This is a genomic window from Bradyrhizobium sp. USDA 4538 (assembly GCF_024171045.1).
GTDB lineage: Bacteria > Pseudomonadota > Alphaproteobacteria > Rhizobiales > Xanthobacteraceae > Bradyrhizobium > Bradyrhizobium australafricanum.
Genome location: NZ_JALJZE010000001.1, coordinates 2551529 through 2569888 on the forward strand (window position 1 = coordinate 2551529; position 18360 = coordinate 2569888).

Here is an 18360-nt window from a genome sequence, read left to right on the forward strand (position 1 = left end):
ATCTTTGCATTAAATGTCACGCCGGCATCTTCGGCGCAGCCCGTGCCGGAATGTTCGATGTCGATGACATTGGCGGATTGGGGCGAGAATTCGAGCGGCGATATCGACGTCGCCTCGGGCGAAAGCTGCCAGATCCCGATCGGGATCCGCGGCACGGTGACGGACTCAGCGATCTTGCAAAAGCCGGCCTATGGCAAGCTGAAGAAGATCAACGCATCGACCTTCGAGTACAGAGCGAAGGCCAAATACAAGGGCAACGACACGTTTGCCATCAAGGCCACGGGTCAGGGGCCGAAGGCGTCCGGCACCTCGGTCATCACGGTGCGCGCGACGATCAAGTAGTCCCTCGGTCGCGCGCTGAAGCGCCGACGACATTAGTTTGCGATGGAATTGTGCTCCCTCTTCCCGTGCTTAAGAGGAGAGGGTCGGGGTGAGGGGCTGCCTCCGCGCGTACGGTAATAGCTGCGTTCGCGGAGAATCCCTCTCACCCGGAATGCATCTATCGATGCATCATAGCCGAAGCCATGCTTCGGCGTTCTTGAGAACGGCCGCCAAAGGCGGACTATGCCTCTCCCCCGCACGCGGGGGCGAGGTGAAGTGGAGTCCGCGGCTCGATTTAAGCCGGCCGCGCGCCGGTGCGGATGATCGACCCGACATGCTGGCCGCGCAGCGCCGCCGTGAGCCGGCCGGGAACGAGGCCGTTCACGACCTGCACGCGTTCGATATGCCGCGCATTGGCCATCACCTCGAGCAGCGCGGGATCGAACGGCAGCGTGCCCTTCAGCTTGGCAAGGTCGGCGAGGCTGGCCTCGCGCAGCAGCTGCGCCTTCTTCCCCTCGGGACCATTCGGATCGTCGGTGTAGACGCCGTCGACATCCTCGACGATCGTCAGCCCGGCGGCGCCGAGCGCATCGGCGATCAGGAACGCACCGGTGTCGGCGCGATGCAACGGGATGCGCGAGACCGGGAATTCATGATGGTGATAGGGCGGAAACGCGCTGCCCACCACCGCACGGGCCGCGGAGAGATGGATCGCAAGCTGGCTCGCGATGGTCGGATGCTCGATATAGGACACGCCCTCCGGCGCGAGCAGGCAGGCCAGGATATGGCCGTTCTGGCCGGCTTCGCTTGCAGCGAGCGGCGCGAGCGAGCCGACCGGCAGGCCGAGATCGAGGCCGACGCTGTAGAGATGGCGGGCGCGGATGCCGGCGCCGGTCAGGATCAGCAGGCGGTGCTCGGGCAGCAGCGAACGCAACTCGGCGACGATCGGCAGGATCGCCTCGTGGCCGCGATCCATGATGGAGCGGCCGCCGATCTTCACCACCTGCACCCAGGGCAGCAGCGGGATCGGGCGACCGCCGGCGACGGGACGGGTGAGATCGCTGTCGAGCAGGGTCTGGCGCGCGAGCGGCGAGGCGACGTGCTTGATGGTGTCGTCCATGGTCGTGTCCCTGCTCAGTTCGCGGTGATGATGGTGCCGACATGCTCGCCCGCAAGCGCACGGGTGAGGTTGCCGGGGACGAGGCCATTGACGACCTGCACCTGGCGGACATGGCGCGCGGTGGCGAGCAGATCGAGCACCGGGAATTCGAGGATCGAATCCTGCAACCCCTTGGCCTTCATCTCGGCGACCGAGATCTTCGGGATGAACGTCGCGCCCTTCGAGGTCTTGGGGTTCGCGGTGTAGAGACCGTTTTCGTCCTTCACATAGATCATCGCCTTGCAGCCGAACTGTTCGGCGACCAGGAAGCATCCGGCGTCGGTGCGATAGGGCGGGATCATGCCCTCGGCTGCCGGCCGCATCCAGAGGCCGTAGGGCGGCATGCCGCTGAAGATCACGGCGTTCACCTCGGCGAGATAAAGCGGCACGGCCGAAAGCCCGGCGCCGCTGACCGCGGAGATGCCGTGCCTGGCGAGCAGCTGGCCCAGCATCACCGCGTTCTGGTCGGCGACCGAGGCGCCGAGCTGCGACAGCACGCCGGCCGGCAGCCGCAGCCCGGCCGCGATCGAATAGAGGTGCCGGGCGCGGGTGCCCGCGCCGGTCCCGATCAGCAACTTGTGCGCCTTGCGGGCCGCGACGATCTCGTCGACCAGCGGGTAGACGGCGGCGCGGCCGCGGTCGATCACGCTCTGCCCGCCGATCTTGATCACGGTGGCATCCGGCAGGATCCGGAAGTGCGATGCCGCCTCCGCCGTCGCCAGAAGCTGCGGATCGGTCAACGATCGCTGCATCAGCAGCGCTTCAAGCTCCGCCGTCGTGTTCGCCATGAGAAACGTTCCTTATGTCCAATACGCCGGGCATTGCTTCCGTCGGCCCGCGATGTTCGATGTCTCCATCGGTGGCTCGCAAAGACCCGTGTTCGAATTGCACTGCTAACGGCAAGCCTGGCGCGTCTCAAGCCGCAACGGCAGGGATAGACCATCGCGAATGGCGCCGGCGAGTGCGTTTCCCGACACCCGCTGCGAGGCCGTTCGGAACGGGATACCTATGACGTTTTGCCGCACGCGACCCGACTGATGGGTGTGACACCCATCATAGATGCTGCATTGAAATTCTGCGATCCTGAATTTGATATTAACGATTTCTTTGGAATGCGCTGATCTCAGCCGGACGACACTAATCTCAGCCTGGCCCGCCTCACGGGCCAAAATTGATTGCCTTGCACCTTGGAAATTAGCCGGTCTCGACCGGCGCACCCACGAGGAAGCAAACCATGGCCAATTCCGCACCGGTCGTCACGATTGGTAACCACAGCCTGTTGTACAATCAGTGGCAAAAAATACAGCCATGGCTCACTTATGCCGACTCCGACGGCAATCCCGCGCAGAAATTTCAGTTCTGGGACGGCGGCACAGCTGCGAACAGCGCCTATTTCTGGACTTCCACCAACGACCATTGGGCCGCCAACACGACGATCGAAGTTTCGGCATCTGACCTGTCCGACGTGTGGGTGCGTGCCGGCGCGGTCGGCGGCACCGAGACACTGTGGGTACGCGCCTTCGACGGGACCGATTGGGGTAACTGGACGTCTTTCACGCTCACGACGATTCCAAACACTGCGCCGGTCGTCACGGTCCCCGACGTGCAGCTGCACACCAATACATGGACGCAAGCCAAGAATTGGCTGACCTACTCCGATGCCAACGGGGATGCAGCCACCAAATATCAATTCTGGGACAGCGGCACCTCCGCAACAAGCGCCTATTTCTGGACTTCCACCAATGACCATTGGGCTGCCAACACGACGATCGAAGTGGCGGCCGCCGACCTGGCCGATGTCTGGATCAAGGGTGGCTCGACAACCGGTGCCGAGACGTTCTGGGTCAGAGCGTTCGACGGAACAGACTGGAGCAACTGGGACAGCTTCACGCTGACGTCGGCCAATACTCCGCCCGTCGTGACAGCCGGTGATCATTCCATACATATCGATCAATGGGTCACCGTCGACAACTGGTTGACCAAGACCGATGCCAATGGCGATGCGATCACGAAGTACCAGTTCTGGGATAGCGGCACCGCCGCCACCAGCGCATATTTCTGGACACCCGACAATTCCCACTGGGCCGCCAACACGACGATAGACGTTTCGGCTGCGGACCTCGCCAATGTCTGGATCCATGGCGGCTCGACAACCGGTTCCGAGACGATGTGGGTAAGGGGATTCGACGGAACGGAGTGGAGCTCCTGGGACACATTCACCGTGACGTCGACGCCAAACACGATCCCCGTCGCGACCATCAACGACCAGTCGCTACACGTCAATCAATGGGTCAAACCGCAAGGCTGGCTCACTGCCACCGATGCCGAAGGTGACACGATCACCAAATACCAGTTCTGGGACGCCGGCGCGGGCGCAACCAGCGCCTATTTCTGGACACCCGACAATTCCCACTGGGCTGCCAACACGACGATCGACGTTTCAGCATCCGATCTGGCCAATGTGTGGATCAAGGGCGGCTCGACGACCGGTTCCGAGACGATGTGGGTAAGGGCATTCGACGGTACCGCCTGGAGCAATTGGGACAGCTTTAATCTGACGTCGACCAATACGGCTCCGACCGCGACGATCAACGATCAAACGCTGAACGCCGCGCAGTGGGCGCAGCTCGTCAACTGGACGACGGCATCCGACACTGACGGCGATGCAATCACCCAATACCAGTTCTGGGACGGTGGCGGGGCTGCGACCAGCGCCTATTTCTGGACGCCCGACAATTCACACTGGGCGTCCAGCACGGTCATCGACGTCTCGGCGTCCGACCTCGCCAATGTATGGGTGCGAGGTGGCACCGCGGCCGGTACCGATTCCATGTTTGTGCGCGCTTTCGACGGAACGAGCTGGAGTGCCTGGGACAGCTTCACCGTGACCAGCCTGGCAAACCACGCACCCGATGCCTCGATCAGCAATCAGACCTTGCATGTCAACGAGTGGAGCCAGATCGGCAACCTGGTGTCCTATGCTGACGCTGACGCGAATCCCGCGGCCGCCTATCAGTTTTGGGATGGCGGCGGCAACGCCAACAGCGGCTATTTCTGGACCTCTGCGAATTCCCATTGGGCAGCCAGCACCGTGATCGACGTCAATGCCGCCGACCTCGATGATATCTGGATGCGTGGCGGCGCCACCACCGGCAGTGAGACGATGTATGTGCGCGCCTATGATGGTATTGACTGGAGTGCGTGGCACGCGTTCACGCTCTCGACCATCGTCTAGCTGCCCCGGCGTGACGTCGTGCGGACATGCGCCGGCGTGTCGCGCCGGCGAATATCGGGGGGTACGACCTAACTTGGCGTGAAGATCACCTTGCCCTTGAATGCCGCCGCCTGCGCGATCGCCTGTGAAAAATCCTCCAGGCGATAGGTGCCGACCACCGGCGCGCTGATCGCACCCGATGCGACCATCGGCACCAGATGGTCATACATTCCGGCCAACGCTTCGTCCGTCGCAGTCTTGCCCCAATGACCGAGCCAGAAGCCGCGCACCGACACCTCGTTGAAGATCACGCTCAAGGCCGAGCCGGAGAACGGCTGTCCGCTCATCGCGCTGTAGATGACGAGCACTCCTTTTGGCGCGAGGCAGTTCATCAGGTTCAAGGCGGATGAGCCGCCGACCATGTCGAGCGCCAGCTGGATCGGCGCCCCACCCGTTTCCCTGGCGACGCGCTTCGCGAGATCCGGCCCGTCGAGCAGCACGATATCGCCGCCGACCGACTTGACCTCCTCCATGACCTCCTCGCGGCGGACGATGTTGACGGTCTTGAGCCCGAGCGACTTGGCGATGGCGATCACCGCGCGCGCCGTCGCCGAATTGGCGCCGTTCTGGATCACCCAGCCGCCGGGCGGCACTTTCACGAAATCGGTCAGCAAGAGATAGGCGGTGGCCGGATTGACCCCGATCATGGACAGTTGCTGGACATCGGCATTGTCAGGCAGCGCACGCTGCCATGATGCGGTGAATTTGACCCGCTCGGTCCAGGTCGGGACCGTGAAGGGAATCAGCGTGCGGTCGCCCTCCTTCAGATTCCTCACCTGCGATCCGGCGGCAACAACCCGCCCGACGCCCTCGATCCCGAGCGTGGCCGGCGGTGACGGCAGATAGCCGTAGCGCCCGGCGATGATCATGAAATCCGAATTGTTGATCGGCGCAGCCTCAACCGCGACCACGATCTCGTCGGGGCCGGGGCTGCCGACGTCCGGCACCTCGTTGAGCTTGACCACGTCCGCCGCACGTCCGAACGCAACGACCTGAACCGCTTTCATGGCGTGATCTCTCGATTTCGTTGTGTACTTCTAAGTACAGAATATGGATTGCGTCAATAGCCGGACCTGCCTTCACGGCAAGGTGAAGGCTTCACATCCGACGCGGGAGTACATAAAAGATGGATATGGCAAGGCCGCGCAGCTTCGATCCGGACGATGTCCTGGAAATCGCCCGCCAGATGTTCTGGCAGAAGGGCTTTCAGGCGACTTCGCTCGACGACATCACGGCGGCGAGCGGCGTCGCGAAACCCAGCCTCTATGCGGCGTTCGGCGACAAGAACGCGTTGTTCCTGAAGGTGCTGGACCGCTATCACGACGGCATCCTCGGCTGGGCCGAGCGCGTGCTGGCGCAGCCGGGGCCCGCGCGGGACGTCATCAGGCAGTGGCTTACCGGCTTCATTCCCTATTGCTCGGGCGAGAAGGGACAGCGCGGCTGCCTGTCGATCAATTCCGCGACCGACGGCTCGCTCGACCAGGTCGAGCTCCGCAAGAGCATCGAGCGCTACAACCGGCGGCTTGAAGAGCTGCTGCGCACGCGGCTGCGCACCGATCGCGCCCAGTTCAGGAAGGGCTTTGACCCCGACGTCACCGCCCACACCATCATGGTGGTGCATGCCGGACTGCTGGCTCTCGCGCATCAGAGGCCGGATTCGAAGCAGGTGAAGGCCGTGATCGACCAGGTGATGAGCCTGCTCGCCTGAGTTTGTCGGCACCCGGCCCTCCCGGCAGCAGCTCCGCTGCTCTCACGAATGTGATTATATTACGATTATCATCTAATTGATGTCCCGATCTCGATGACCATGTCCGGGTTGGCTGTCATGGGCTTTCCGGATTTTGGGGATCAGATGAACAATCGGTTTTGGCGTGCGGCAATCGTTGTAGTCACCGCCCTGCTGGCGAAGCCGGCGATCGGGCCGGTGCAGGCCCATGATCACGGGCATCCCGAATTGAAACGCCTGGTATGAGAGCCTGCGCAGCGTCAAGGGCCCCTGCTGCGACGGCAGCGACGCGAAGCGTGTCGATGACGCCGATTGGGACACCAAGGACGGCCACTATCGCGTCCGGCTCGAAGGCGAGTGGGTCGACGTTCCCGATGAGGCGGTCGTCGCCGGACCGAACCGTGCCGGCCGCACCATGGTCTGGCCGTATTATCTGGACGGGCACCCGAGGCCACGCTGCTTCATGCCGGGCAGCATGGGCTGAGTGCCCGCGAAAGCGCTATGCGCCCGAACCATCGGCAGGCGCGGTTCGGTCACAGCGCGAGCTGGATCCGGTCCTCGCCGTTCGCCTCCGGCTGCGCCGGCACGGCGCAGCAGATCAGCACCTCGTCATCGGCTACCTCGGCGGCGGGCTGCTTCACATAGGTCACGGCGCCTGCCAACAATCGCGTTCGGCAGGTTCCGCAATTGCCCTCCCGGCAGCTGAAGGCGGGGCTGAGGCCGCGCGCTTCCGCCAGTTCGAGCAGCGTCCCCGCCTCCGGCGTCCAGCGTGCCTCCGTCATCGATGTGGTGAAGGCGACCGGGACCGGCGTTGTCGCCGGCGGTCGGCGCGGCGGCGCTGCGGTGACGAGGTCGGGCTTCCGGACCAGCGATGAAGGACCGAAGGCTTCGGCGTGAATCCTGCCGTCGGCAATGTTGTAGCCGCGCAGGGCGTCATAGAGCGATTGGGTGAACCGCGGCGGTCCGCACAGATAGAAGTCATAGTCGTTGAACGGCAGGACGCGCGACAACAGCGCCATGTCGATCCGTCCCGCCGCGTCGTAGTCTGTGCCCTGCTCGGCGCCATCGACATCGCCGAGGACGCGGACGATCCGCACCGCGCCGCCGGCGGCATCCAGCAGCTGCTGCAATTCGTCGCCGAACGCGCGGTCCTGTTTCGCATGCGCGGCCTGAAACAGGAATGTCGGCCGGATGCCGCGGGTGCGCAACCCTTCATAGACCACGTGGCGCAGCATCGCGAGCAGCGGCGTGATGCCGACACCGCCGGCGAGCAGCACCGCGGGCCGCTTCTCGCGCGCATCGATCGTGAAGCCGCCAGCCGGAGCGCGCGCTTCGATGATGTCGCCGACATGGATGGTGTCGTGGAGATATTGCGATACGACACCGTCGCGCTTCACGCTGATCCGGTACATGCCGTCCGACGGCGCGACCGAGAGCGTGTAGGTGCGGATGACCGGCTTGTCGATACCGGGCAACGAGAGACGGATCGGCAAATGCTGTCCCGCCCGGTGCGGAAGCAGCCCCGCGCCGTCGTCCGGCTGCAAATGAAACGACCGGATCGATCGGCTCTCGTCGACGATCGTGGCGACCTTGAACGGCCGCCACTGCGTCGCGCGCTCGGCGGCACGGATCCGCTCGGCGGTCTGCGTCCAGTCACCGGTCATCAGCGAATTCGGCGACCAGCCTTCGGCCCGAAACGCCCAGCGCAGCGGCAGCGCGCTGCGCCGGCGCACCACGCGGCGGGCGCGGAAACTCCAGAGCCGCTCGGCGCCCTGAAACGCCGCGATCTCCGGCGAGTCCAGCATCACCTCGGCATCGCCGCTCAGCTGCAGCAGGTCGCCGGTCTCGAAATCGACGAACACCAGCCCGGCCTTGCCGTTGACGAGGATGTTGCCGAGCGTGTTGAAGAACAGATTGCCGGCGAAATCGGGGATCGTCAGCGTGCCGTCGTCGGCGACGCGGACGAAGCCCGCCCGGCCGCCGCGATGCGAGACGTCGACCTGGCGACGGTCCTCACGCTCGGCATAGGACGCCACGAAGAACGTGTCGGCCGCCTTGATCATGTCGCGCGCGGCCTGATCGAGCGTCGTGCTCGCCTCGATCTCTCCCGCGAACGGTTCATCCGGCGCGCGCACGAAGGCGAAATCCCGAAGCTGGATGTACTGCGGGCAATTGCCAAAGCTCTGATCGAGCTCGAAGCTGAGTGCCTTACCTGACGATGCACGCAGCAGCCCGTTGGCACGGTTGCGGCGCCGCGTGTGCAATTCGATTCCGAGCAGTCCGATCGCATCGCCCTCGCGCATCCCCTCGCTGACGGGATCGCTGCGGTCGGGCCGCGCATCGATCTCGAGGCTGCGCGGTGTCGGCGAGGAAATGAAGCCGGGCCTACCGGCCAGCAACGAAGCCCAGGCGTCGCCGCTTCGGTCCACGCTGCCGACGACGATGAAGGGAATCTGCGCGAAGAAATCGCGATGCTGGTCGGGCATGAAGTCGCGCACCGCGCGCTGGCCGACGGCCTCCATCTTCTCGGCGACGCCGACCTGCCGTTGGATCGCCTTTTCGCCGGCATGCCAGGTCGCGAGCTTGCTCTTGGTTCGTCTGTCGCTCATCGTATCGCCCTCCCCTTCGGGGGTTGGACGGGCGCGCCCGACGGCACGCCCGGTCAGTAGGTCACGCAGCCGCCAGACCGACGGGGGTCTTGGCGAAGGCGACGAAGCCCGGCAGCGCCTCGATCCGGCGCAGCCACGCGTTGACGCGCGCATAGGCGGAGAGATCGACATTGCCTTCGGGTGCGCTGGACAGATAGCTGTAGAGCGCGACATCAGCGATCGTCGGCGCCGCGCCGACCAGCCAGTCGCGCCCGGCGAGATGGGCTTCGAGCCGCTTCAGCAGAACATGCGCCCGCGCGATCACGTCGTCCGGATTGTGCTTCGCGCCGAACACGGTGATGAGCCGCGCCGCAGCGGGCCCAAACGCAAGATCGCCGGCAGCAACCGACAGCCAGCGCTGGACCGCGGCAGCGCCCCTTGCATCCTGCGGCAGCCAATCGGTGCGGCCGAGCTTGGTCGCGAGATAGACCAGGATCGCGTTGGAGTCCGGGATGATTACGCCGTCATCGTCGAGCACCGGCACCTGGCCGAACGGGTTGAGCGCGAGATATTCCGGCCGCTTCTGCGCGGCGGACTTGAGGTCGACGTCGACCAGTTCGTGCGGAATTTCCAGCAGGGACAAAAACAGCCGCGCGCGGTGCGCGTGGCCGGAGAGAGCGAAGTGATACAGCTTCATGTGCCGTTCCTGATGTGGTGGACGGGTTCATTCCCGATCGCCAGCTCAAGGTGGCCCATTGCAGCGGTTATTATAATTGCCGTCGACGGCACTTCATTATTGCATAAATCGCAATAACACCTACTTGCGTCATGGCCGGGACTGTTCCTGCCACGACGAGGCCCTCGGCGGCGCACACGGTCGCGCGAACTGCGCCAACCTAAATCTCGACGATCACGTAGTTGTCCTCGATGTGCACCGGGAACGTCTCGGCAACATACGGCCCCTTCTGCAACTCGGCGCCGCTCTCGACCGCGACCGGATAGGAGCGGATCCTGAACCGCTTGGGATCGAACCAGGACTGCCCGTTGCGCATGTCGAATTCCCAGCCGTGCCACGGACAGCGCAGCATCTCGCCGACGCGGTCGCGCTGATAGATGCCGGGCTCCGGCGAGGTCAGGCGCGCGACGCAGGCCGCCTTCTCCAGCGGCGCGCCCTCATGCGGGCAGCGATTGAGCAGCGCGAAGAACTCGCCATTGACATGGAACACGACGATGTCGCGGCCCTCGATGCCGAACACCTTGTTGCCGCCGGCCGGAATCTCACTGGTGCGCGCGACGATGTGACGGGTCATCTGTGTCCTAGAATTTGTAAACCGCGCGGGCGTTGGCATTGAAGATCTTGCGACGCTCGGCGTCCGTCAGCGGCGTCTTGAAGGCGTAGCGCGCGTCGTCATAGTCCCAATGCGGATAGTCCGACGAGAACAACAGCCGGTCGATGCCGACCCATTCGATCAGCTGCCGCAGGTGCCTGGCTTCATCCGGTTCGTCGATCGGCTGGGTCGTGAACCAGAAATGCTCCTTCACATATTCGCTCGGCCGGCGCTTCAGATGCGGCACCTCGCTGCGGAAGCGTTCGAAGTGCTGATCCATCCGCCACATCGTCGCGGGAATCCAGCCGAAGCCACCTTCGATGAACACGATCTTCAGTTTCGGGAAGCGCTCGGGAACACCTTCCAGCACCAGGCTGGTGAGGTTCGAGGCCACCGTGTGCGCGTTCGACTGATGCTCTTCGCAATAATAGGACGGCCAGCCGCCGCCGGTCGGTGCATGGCCGCCATAGCCGCCGACATGGATGCCGAGCGGCAGGTCGAGCTCTTGCGCGCGTTCATAGATCGGCCAGTAGCGGCGGCGGCCGAGCGGCTCGTTGGCACGCGGCGAGACGTTGATCTGGATGTATTCGCCTGATTTGGCGCAGCGCTCGATCTCGGCGAGGCCGAGGTCGGAGCCATCCTGCCCGACCAGGATCGAGGCCTTCAGGCGCGGATCGCGATGCGCCCAGAACGCCAGTTGCCAGTCGTTGATGGCGCGCTGGATCGCGGCGCCGAATTCCAGATTCTGCTGCGAGAAGATGAAGAGATCGAGCACCTGCAGGATCCCGAACTCGACGTCGAAGGGATCGAGATGCTGCTTGCGCATGAAATCGAGGTCGGAGCCGGGCACGCCGCCGGTCGGCGGCCAGGCATCGCGCCGCGCGATCAGCGGCGAGGAGCGCGGATACGGCGTGGTGCCGATATAGGGCGTGCGCAGGTGGCTGCCATATTCCTTCAGATGCTGCTGCCAGCGCTTCGGCAAGAACTCGTTGAGGTCGCTGTGCGCGTGAAGGCTCGGATGGATGTCGCAGTCGATGATCTTCAGCCGCGTCGCCGCGGTCTTCTCCTGGTCGAGCATCGGGCGGTCGATGACGTCACTCATGCGATCCTCCTTCTTGTTTGCGCATGATCTTGTCGGAAAACCGGCTCCCACTTTTCCAGATCATGCGCGCGAATTACGAATTCAGCTTCAAACGCGGGAACGTTTCAATCGGGTTGTCTTCGCACATCCGCTTGATGATGCTGTCGGGCAGATGCGGCGGGATCGGATCGTCGCCGTCGAACTGCCAGTGCGGATAGTCGGATGCGAACAGGAACATCTTGTCGGAGCCGATCTGATCGATGATGTCGGCGACACCTGTTGCGTCCAGCGGCGCGTCGAACGGCTGCATGGTGACGCGGAAATGGTCGCGGATGATCGCGGCGGGCTCGCGCTCCACCCACGGCACCTCGACGCGCACGCCGCGCCAGGTCTTGTTGGCGCGCCACATGAACGCCGGCAGCCAGCTGACGCCCGACTCCATCAGTACGACGGTCAATCCGGGATACTTCCCGAACACGCCCTCATAGATCAGGCTCAACGTCTGCGCCTGAAACGCCTGCGCCTCGGCGAGATAATATTCGTAGCGGTAGGACGGCCAGCCGATCGAGCTCGGCGCGCCCCGGTAGGCACTGCCGGCGTGGATCGCGATCGGAAGCTTGTATTTCTCCGCGGCCTGATAGATCGGCCAGTAATGCCGCCGGCCGAGCAGCGTCTCGCCCTGCGAGGGCACCAGCACCGAGACGAAGCGATTGTCGCCGGCCCTGCGCTCGATCTCCTCGACCGCAAGGTCGGGCGCCTGGATCGGCACCACGATCGAGGCGCGCAGCCGCGTGTCCCTGGCAAGCCACTCGGCCGCGATCCAGTCGTTGATCGCCCTGCAGAAGTCAGCGGCCATGTAGGAATCGAACACCGCCTGCGCGCCATAGACGACGTTGCAGATGGCGTGGCTGGCGCCGAGCTGGTCGAATGCGCCGCGCTGCACCATGGCAAGATCGCTGCCGGGCTTGCTGCCGTCCGCCGGCCGCCAGTCGGCGCGGCCGGACAGCGGCATCGACGGCGGATAGGAATTGAGGTCGAGCCCGTCGATGGCGCGGCTGACGACCTGTTCCTTCCAGTGATCGCTCAGATAGGGCAGCAGCGTGGTGCGCGTTCCCCCCACCGCGGGATGGATGTCGCAGTCGATGCGCGTGGCCGCCATGGCGTTCCCCGGATTGATCTTCTTGTCGTCGTTGTTGGCGGCATCGCTGCCACGGATCGGACTGTGACGCCGATGGCGCGATCGTGCAAGCGGGTCCACGCGGGGCCGCCCTGCCCTGTGCGCGCACCGCACCTCACGCGAAGTTGCGGGATCGCCTATGAATGGCGTCACCTGTTCAGGCCGCGAGATGTGCTAGCGATTCCGCGCCGCGGAAAGCGCGGGCACCGGGAGACGGGAATGAGACTGGGCCAACTGACGATCCTCGCATGTTCATTGTTACTGGCCTCGTCGGCCACATGGGCCGCACCCGCGACCACCTCGGGCTCGGTCGCGCTGGCGCTCGCCGGCGTGGTGGCGCCCTATTCGCCGTTGCCGGCCAAGGAGAAGAAGGCGGTCGCCGCGTTCCTTGGCGGCGACAGCAACGTCCCCATCACCAGGAAGATCACCGTCACCGCCGACAAGGTGGTCTGCCGCGCCAGCAATGTCGACATCACCTCGCGTTCATGCGAACTGAGCTTCGGCAGCAAGACCCACACCGTGAGGGGCAGCGAAGCCAATGCAATGTTCGCGACCGTGGCGCTGGCCGGCGTGCCGCCCGACGGCGCCGCGGGCACGATCTACGAGGCGCTGTCGAAACTGTCCTGCACGCTGGATCCGAAGGTGATCAAGGACAAGGCCGGCGGCGGCGCCGACTGCAGCTTCGAGCCAGGGAATTAGCCCCACTCAATCTCCCTGCAGGGCGACGCCCAGCCTCGCCGCGACACGGCGCGCGGTTTCCTCCCGCTGCTCCGTGATCGCGCGCACAGCCTGGCGCGACTGCTGCAGGATCTCGGGTGGCGCGGTCTCCGGCGTGCCGCTGTCGAACGGCGGCTCCGGCGCATACACCATGTAGAGCTGGATCGCGCGCGCAGCATCGTCGCCGCGCAGTTCAGCCGCGAGCCGCAATGCGCCATCGATGCCTGCCGTGACTCCGGCGGCAAAGACGAAGCTTCCGTCCACCACCACGCGTTGGTTCACGGGCGTAGCGCCGAAAAACGGCAGCAGATGAAACGACGCCCAATGCGTCGTCGCCCTGCGCCCCTTCAGCAGGCCGGCCGCTCCGCAGATCAGCGCGCCCGTGCAGACCGAGAAGATGCGGCACGCCCCCGCCGCCTGCCGGTTGATCCAGCCGAGCACCTCCGTGTCCTCCATCAGGGCTTGCTGACCGAAGCCGCCCGGCACATGCAGCACGTCGAGCGGCGGCGCATCGGCGAGCGTCGCATCCGGTGTCAGCCGCAATCCCTTGATGTCGCGGACCGGCTCGGCGGTCTTGCCGTAGATGCGGTAGGTCGAATTCGGAATCCGCGACAGCACCTCGAACGGCCCGGTCAAATCGATTTGATCGACGCCTTCGAACAGCAGCGAACCGATCCGGAGATGAACATCGTGAGCAATCATCGAACTTCCCTCGAACTTTCCTTGCGCTATGGACAAAGCGAATCTAGCGCGGCAGGTTTCGGCGATGACGCCAACCAGCCCACGTTTTTCGCCAAACCGCCGCCGCTCGATCGAAGTGCTGGCCTATCCGGCCGTGCAGTTGCTCGACGTCACCGGGCCATTGCAGGTGTTCGCGTCCGCCAACGCGCTGGCGGCCAAGGCAGGCAACGCCGAGCCATATGAAGTCCGCGTCGTTGCAAAGGATGGTTCACACGTCGAGTCATCCGCCGGTGTCGGGCTCGCGGTGCATCCGCTGCCCGCAATCGACACCGCGGTCGACACGCTGGTGATTCCGGGCGGCGACGGCGTCAACGCCGCGACGGCCGATGCCGTCCTGGTGGACTGGGTACGCGAGCGCGCCGGGCAGGCGCGCCGCACCGCATCGGTCTGCACCGGCGCATTCCTGCTCGCCGCATCGGGCGTGCTCAATGGCCGGCGTGCCGCGACCCATTGGGGATTTTGCGCAGAGCTCGCCGAGCGTTTTCCCGATGTCCGCGTCGAGCCCGATCCGATCTTCGTGCGCGACGGTTCGTTCTGGACGTCGGCCGGCGTCACCTCCGGCATCGATCTGGCGCTGGCGCTGGTGGAGGAGGATCTCGGCCGCACGGCGGCGCTTGCCGTCGCCCGCTATCTCGTCGTGTTTTTCAAACGGCCGGGCGGACAGGCGCAATTCAGCGAAATCCTGTCGCTGCAAGCAACCGACGACAGGTTCAGCGCGCTGCACGACTGGATCAGCAACCACCTGGCCGGCGACCTCTCGCTGTCGACGCTGGCTAAACAGGCCGGCATGAGCGAGCGCAGCTTCAGCCGCCATTACGCCGAAGCGACCGGCTTGACGCCGGCGCGCGCGATCGAGCGACTCCGGGTCGAGGGCGCGCGGCATCTGCTCTCGGAAACGCGCCTGCCGATCAAGCGCATCTCGCAGCGTTGCGGCTTCGGGACCGAGGAGACGATGCGCCGCAGCTTCCTGCGCCTGCTGTCGACCACGCCGCAGGATTACCGCGCCAGGTTTGCGCTCTGAAGTGCACGGCCGGCCGCGCGGTCGACGTGCAATGATTGACGCCAGGCGCGATCGCCTCAGCCGTTCCAGGCATATTCCTGCAACGCCGCCTCCAGCGGCGGATTGGTGACGCTGCCGGTGTAGTTGGTGATGGTCGAGGCCGCCACGATGGTGATCACCTCAAGCACGAGGTCCTTGTAGAACCCGGCTGCCAGGAATCGTTCGATCTCCTCTTCGTCGAGCCGCCCACGCTTTTCGATCAGCGACCGCGCCAGCGTCGAGAGCGCGCCGAGTGTCTTGTCGGCAGGCGAGCGGCCGGCACGCATCGCGTCGACATCGGCCGGATCGAGGCCAGCCTGCAAGCCGAGCGCGGAATGCAGCGCGACTGCCCAGGCGCAGCCATTGGTCACCGCGTCGGTGAGCAGCACGGTCTGGATCTGCTGCTCGGTGAAGCTGCCGCCGTGAACCTTGTCGAAGATGCCGAGGAAGCTCTGGATCAGCACGGGTGACGTCGCCATCGTCGCCGCAAGGTTCGGGATCATGCCGAACCGCGCCTCGACCTCGCGCAAAGTAGGCCTCGAGGCTTCAGGGGCAGACTCGAGCGTATGGACAGGAAAACGCGCCATCGGAAATGCCTTTCGCGGTGTTGATTGAACCCGAAGCCTCCAGGCGCGGCTGAGCTGTTGCGATCCGCGCGCGGGCAACCGGATTCGATGGAAGCTATCTAGACCCGCCCTGACGCGTGCGTTCGCCAAACTCCCCACGTTCCGCGCCATCCAGGCGGCGGTGCGGGGCTCGCTGAGCTTCAGCTCCGTCCACTGTCATTGCGAGCGAAGCGAAGCAATCCATGTTTCCGCGCAACGGATAGATGGATTGCTTCGTCGCTGTCGCTCCTCGCAATGACGGTTGCAAGTCCCGCTTAGACCCCGGCGCGGTCCTTCACCCGCCGCGTCACGATCCCGAGCAGGCGGCCGAGCGTGCCGGCGGCGGGGCCCTTCTTGCGCGCCAGCGCCAGCGGCGCGACGAGGCCGGTGGCGCGCTCGAGGCGGAGATAGGAGACGCCGGCGGTCTCGAGCCGCGCCATCGATTCCGGCACGATCGAAATGCCGAGCCCCGCCGCGACGAGGCTGAGCGTCGACACCATCCGCGTCGCCTCCTGCGCCACCTTCGGGCTGAAACCCGCGGCGCGGCAGGCGGCGATGATACTGTCGTAGAGGCCGGGCCCGGTCGGACGGCGGTAGAGGATCAGCGGCTCGTCGGCGAGCGAGGCCAGCGAAGTCCGCCGGCGGGTGTCCTTGCGGGCGCGCGGGTGATGGTCCGGCAATGCGACCACCATCTCCTCGTCGAGCAGATGCGTGATCGTGAGGTTCTCCAGCCGCTCGCCTGGCGCACGCACGAATGCGGCATCGAGCCGATCGGCCTCGACGGCTGCGATCAGCTCGCCGGTCGAGGCCTCCTCGAGCGACAGCGTGATCGCCGGCGCGCGCTCGCGCATTTCGCGCATCACGCCGGTGACGAAAGGATGGAAGGCGGCCGAAGAGGTGAAGCCGATTGCAAGCTGCCCCTCCTGGCCGCGGCTCGCGCGGCGCGCGGCCTCCACCGCAAGGTCGGCGTCGCGCAGGATCGCGCGCGCCTTGCCGACGAAGGCACGGCCGGCCGCGGTCAGCTCGACCCCGCGCGGCTGCCGGCGAAACAGCGGCGCGCCGATCGCGGCTTCCAGGGCGCGGATCTGCTGGCTCAGCGGCGGCTGCTGAATGCCGAGCCGCGCGGCGGCGCGAGTGATATGGCCTTCCTCGGCGACCGCGACGGCATAGCGGAGATGGCGCAGTTCGATCATCAGGACAATCCATATGCAATAGATATGCAAATTCGCATATCCATATATTGGATATTTGGCACGCGGCCAACTAGAGTCGGCTCAACAACAAATCAAACCGGAGCCGCCCCGCCGATGGACGCCATCCCCGCCGCGCAAACCACTAAGCATCACGCACCTGACGTCGGCGAGTTGTTCACGGGCTTCTTCATCCTCGGACTGACCGGCTTCGGCGGCGTGCTGCCGCTGGCGCGCCACATGATGGTGGAGAAGCGCGGCTGGCTCACCGGCGCGGAGTTCACCGACCTGCTCGGGCTGTGCCAGTTCCTGCCCGGCGGCAACATCATCAACATGTCGGTCGCGGTCGGGCTGAAGTTTCGCGGCATTCCCGGCGCGTTCGCGGCGATCCTCGGCCTGATCGCGGTGCCGACCGCGGTCGTGATCGGCCTTGGTGTGATCTATGGCCGCTTCGCCGACGACCCGGTCGTCCGTCATCTGTTCGGCGGTCTCGCCGCCGCGGCGGCCGGGCTCCTGATTTCCACGGCGATCAAGATCGCCTGGCCGCTGCGGCGCGATGTGCTCGGCCTCTTCATCGGCGCGCTGTGCGTGCTCGCTATTGCCGTGTTCAGATTGCCGCTGCTGCCGACCCTGTTGACGCTGGCGCCGCTCAGCATTGTCCTCAGGTCGAGGCAGGCATCATGAGCGCAACCCTCGTCACGCTCGCGCTGATCTTCGCCGAACTCTCGCTGCTCGCCTTCGGCGGCGGCAACACCATCCTGCCGGAGATGCAGCGTCAGGTGGTCGACGTCCATCACTGGATGACGGCGCAGGAATTCGGCGCGCTGTTCGCGCTGGCGCAGGCGGCACCCGGGCCGAACATGATGGTGGTGCCGCTGGTCGGCTGGCATGTCGCGGGCTTCTCCGGCGTGCTGGTGACGTCGCTCGCCAAGTTCGGGCCGTCGTCGCTGGTGACAGGCTTCGCGCTGCGGCTCTGGGAACGCTTCAAGGATCGGCCCTGGCGCCGCACCGTGCAGGCGGGGCTGGTTCCGGTCACCGCCGGGCTCGTCACGGCCAGCGCCATCGTCATCACCCACGCATCGGCCTCGAGCTGGGGCACCATCCTGATCGCGGCCGGCGTCGCGATCGCCACCACCACGACGCGCATCCATCCGCTTGTCGCGCTCGCCGCCGGCGCGGTGCTCGGCCTGTCTGGCATCGGACAGCCCTGACGCTCTGCTTGCAGCGATGGCGTCTCGTTCCACGCGGCGATGTGCGCGCTTTCGCCGCAATGGATGCGACGTCGCCAGCGGCTATGTTGATCATGCCATGATCGACACGCTCCGCATCGACACCCGTATTGCGCGCCGCGAATTGCGCGCCGGACGTCTGCACGCAGGCAATTAGCCGGCCGGCGATCGCGCGCCGTCCGGAT

General features: G+C 65.2%; 18 protein-coding genes and 1 pseudogene. 8 read left to right on the plus strand and 11 right to left on the minus strand.

Features of this window, described 5'->3' with window-relative positions; all coding sequences use genetic code 11:
- The first annotated feature begins 57 nt into the window (after positions 1-57).
- Positions 58-342 (plus strand): hypothetical protein, encoded by a 285-nt coding sequence (locus tag J2R78_RS11240; RefSeq protein WP_253604395.1) that lies wholly within the window; start codon positions 58-60, stop codon positions 340-342.
- Positions 343-616: 274 nt separating this feature from the next.
- Here J2R78_RS11240 and J2R78_RS11245 read toward each other — a convergent pair whose 3' ends face one another.
- Together J2R78_RS11245 and J2R78_RS11250 are read right to left on the minus strand one after the other, a co-directional pair.
- Positions 617-1441 carry a molybdenum storage protein subunit alpha gene (locus J2R78_RS11245; protein ID WP_225647334.1) on the minus strand — a complete coding sequence of 275 codons (825 nt, stop codon included), beginning with the start codon at positions 1439-1441 and terminating at the stop codon, positions 617-619.
- A 14-nt stretch (positions 1442-1455) separates the two neighbouring features.
- Positions 1456-2268 (minus strand): uridine kinase, encoded by an 813-nt coding sequence (locus J2R78_RS11250; RefSeq protein WP_253604397.1) that lies wholly within the window; start codon positions 2266-2268, stop codon positions 1456-1458.
- A 446-nt stretch (positions 2269-2714) separates the two neighbouring features.
- Between J2R78_RS11250 and J2R78_RS11255 the strand changes: the two genes are divergently transcribed.
- A complete protein-coding gene (locus J2R78_RS11255) occupies positions 2715-4715 on the plus strand; it encodes a hypothetical protein (protein WP_253604399.1) in 2001 nt (666 codons plus the stop codon).
- A gap of 68 nt (positions 4716-4783) precedes the next feature.
- Here the strand turns inward: J2R78_RS11255 and J2R78_RS11260 are convergent, their stop codons facing one another.
- The gene (locus J2R78_RS11260; protein WP_253604401.1) at positions 4784-5761 is read right to left on the minus strand and encodes a zinc-dependent alcohol dehydrogenase family protein; all 978 of its coding nucleotides are present in this window, start codon (positions 5759-5761) and stop codon (positions 4784-4786) included.
- 119 nt (positions 5762-5880) lie between these two features.
- Here J2R78_RS11260 and J2R78_RS11265 point away from each other — a divergent pair, with 119 nt between their 5' ends.
- Both J2R78_RS11265 and J2R78_RS11270 read left to right on the plus strand, forming a co-directional pair.
- Complete coding sequence (locus J2R78_RS11265) at positions 5881-6462, plus strand: TetR/AcrR family transcriptional regulator (protein ID WP_253604403.1); 582 nt, start codon at positions 5881-5883, stop codon at positions 6460-6462.
- A gap of 144 nt (positions 6463-6606) precedes the next feature.
- Positions 6607-6964, plus strand: a pseudogene (locus tag J2R78_RS11270) (hypothetical protein).
- A gap of 49 nt (positions 6965-7013) precedes the next feature.
- Here the strand turns inward: J2R78_RS11270 and J2R78_RS11275 are convergent.
- From J2R78_RS11275 to J2R78_RS11295, 5 genes are all read right to left on the minus strand, one after another.
- Positions 7014-9089 (minus strand): pyridoxamine 5'-phosphate oxidase family protein, encoded by a 2076-nt coding sequence (locus tag J2R78_RS11275; protein ID WP_253604405.1) that lies wholly within the window; start codon positions 9087-9089, stop codon positions 7014-7016.
- A gap of 61 nt (positions 9090-9150) precedes the next feature.
- A complete protein-coding gene (locus J2R78_RS11280) occupies positions 9151-9765 on the minus strand; it encodes a glutathione S-transferase family protein (protein ID WP_229192412.1) in 615 nt (204 codons plus the stop codon).
- Between the two features lie 199 nt (positions 9766-9964).
- A complete protein-coding gene (locus J2R78_RS11285; protein WP_141339593.1) occupies positions 9965-10378 on the minus strand; it encodes a Rieske (2Fe-2S) protein in 414 nt (137 codons plus the stop codon).
- A 7-nt stretch (positions 10379-10385) separates the two neighbouring features.
- The gene (locus tag J2R78_RS11290; RefSeq protein WP_092089441.1) at positions 10386-11498 is read right to left on the minus strand and encodes an amidohydrolase family protein; all 1113 of its coding nucleotides are present in this window, start codon (positions 11496-11498) and stop codon (positions 10386-10388) included.
- Positions 11499-11571: 73 nt separating this feature from the next.
- On the minus strand, positions 11572-12636 hold the full coding sequence (locus J2R78_RS11295; protein ID WP_253609802.1) for an amidohydrolase family protein: 1065 nt from the start codon (positions 12634-12636) through the stop codon (positions 11572-11574).
- A 237-nt stretch (positions 12637-12873) separates the two neighbouring features.
- Between J2R78_RS11295 and J2R78_RS11300 the strand changes: the two genes are divergently transcribed.
- Complete coding sequence (locus J2R78_RS11300) at positions 12874-13353, plus strand: hypothetical protein (RefSeq protein ID WP_253604407.1); 480 nt, start codon at positions 12874-12876, stop codon at positions 13351-13353.
- A 6-nt stretch (positions 13354-13359) separates the two neighbouring features.
- Here the strand turns inward: J2R78_RS11300 and J2R78_RS11305 are convergent, their stop codons facing one another.
- Positions 13360-14073: a DJ-1/PfpI family protein gene (locus tag J2R78_RS11305; protein ID WP_253604409.1), complete on the minus strand. Its 714-nt coding sequence runs from the start codon at positions 14071-14073 to the stop codon at positions 13360-13362.
- Between the two features lie 64 nt (positions 14074-14137).
- Between J2R78_RS11305 and J2R78_RS11310 the strand changes: the two genes are divergently transcribed.
- Positions 14138-15133 (plus strand): GlxA family transcriptional regulator, encoded by a 996-nt coding sequence (locus J2R78_RS11310; RefSeq protein WP_253604411.1) that lies wholly within the window; start codon positions 14138-14140, stop codon positions 15131-15133.
- Positions 15134-15189: 56 nt separating this feature from the next.
- On the opposite strand, the gene J2R78_RS11315 is transcribed toward J2R78_RS11310, so the two are convergent.
- Together J2R78_RS11315 and J2R78_RS11320 are read right to left on the minus strand one after the other, a co-directional pair.
- Entirely contained in the window at positions 15190-15738 is a 549-nt protein-coding gene (locus J2R78_RS11315; RefSeq protein WP_253604413.1) for a carboxymuconolactone decarboxylase family protein, read from the minus strand.
- A 293-nt stretch (positions 15739-16031) separates the two neighbouring features.
- On the minus strand, positions 16032-16949 hold the full coding sequence (locus tag J2R78_RS11320) for a LysR family transcriptional regulator (RefSeq protein WP_253604415.1): 918 nt from the start codon (positions 16947-16949) through the stop codon (positions 16032-16034).
- Positions 16950-17063: 114 nt separating this feature from the next.
- Between J2R78_RS11320 and J2R78_RS11325 the strand changes: the two genes are divergently transcribed.
- Positions 17064-17630 (plus strand): chromate transporter, encoded by a 567-nt coding sequence (locus tag J2R78_RS11325; protein ID WP_076827649.1) that lies wholly within the window; start codon positions 17064-17066, stop codon positions 17628-17630.
- A complete protein-coding gene (locus J2R78_RS11330) occupies positions 17627-18157 on the plus strand; it encodes a chromate transporter (RefSeq protein WP_057017908.1) in 531 nt (176 codons plus the stop codon). The genes J2R78_RS11325 and J2R78_RS11330 overlap by 4 nt, the downstream gene beginning before the upstream one ends.
- Positions 18158-18360 lie beyond the last annotated feature (203 nt).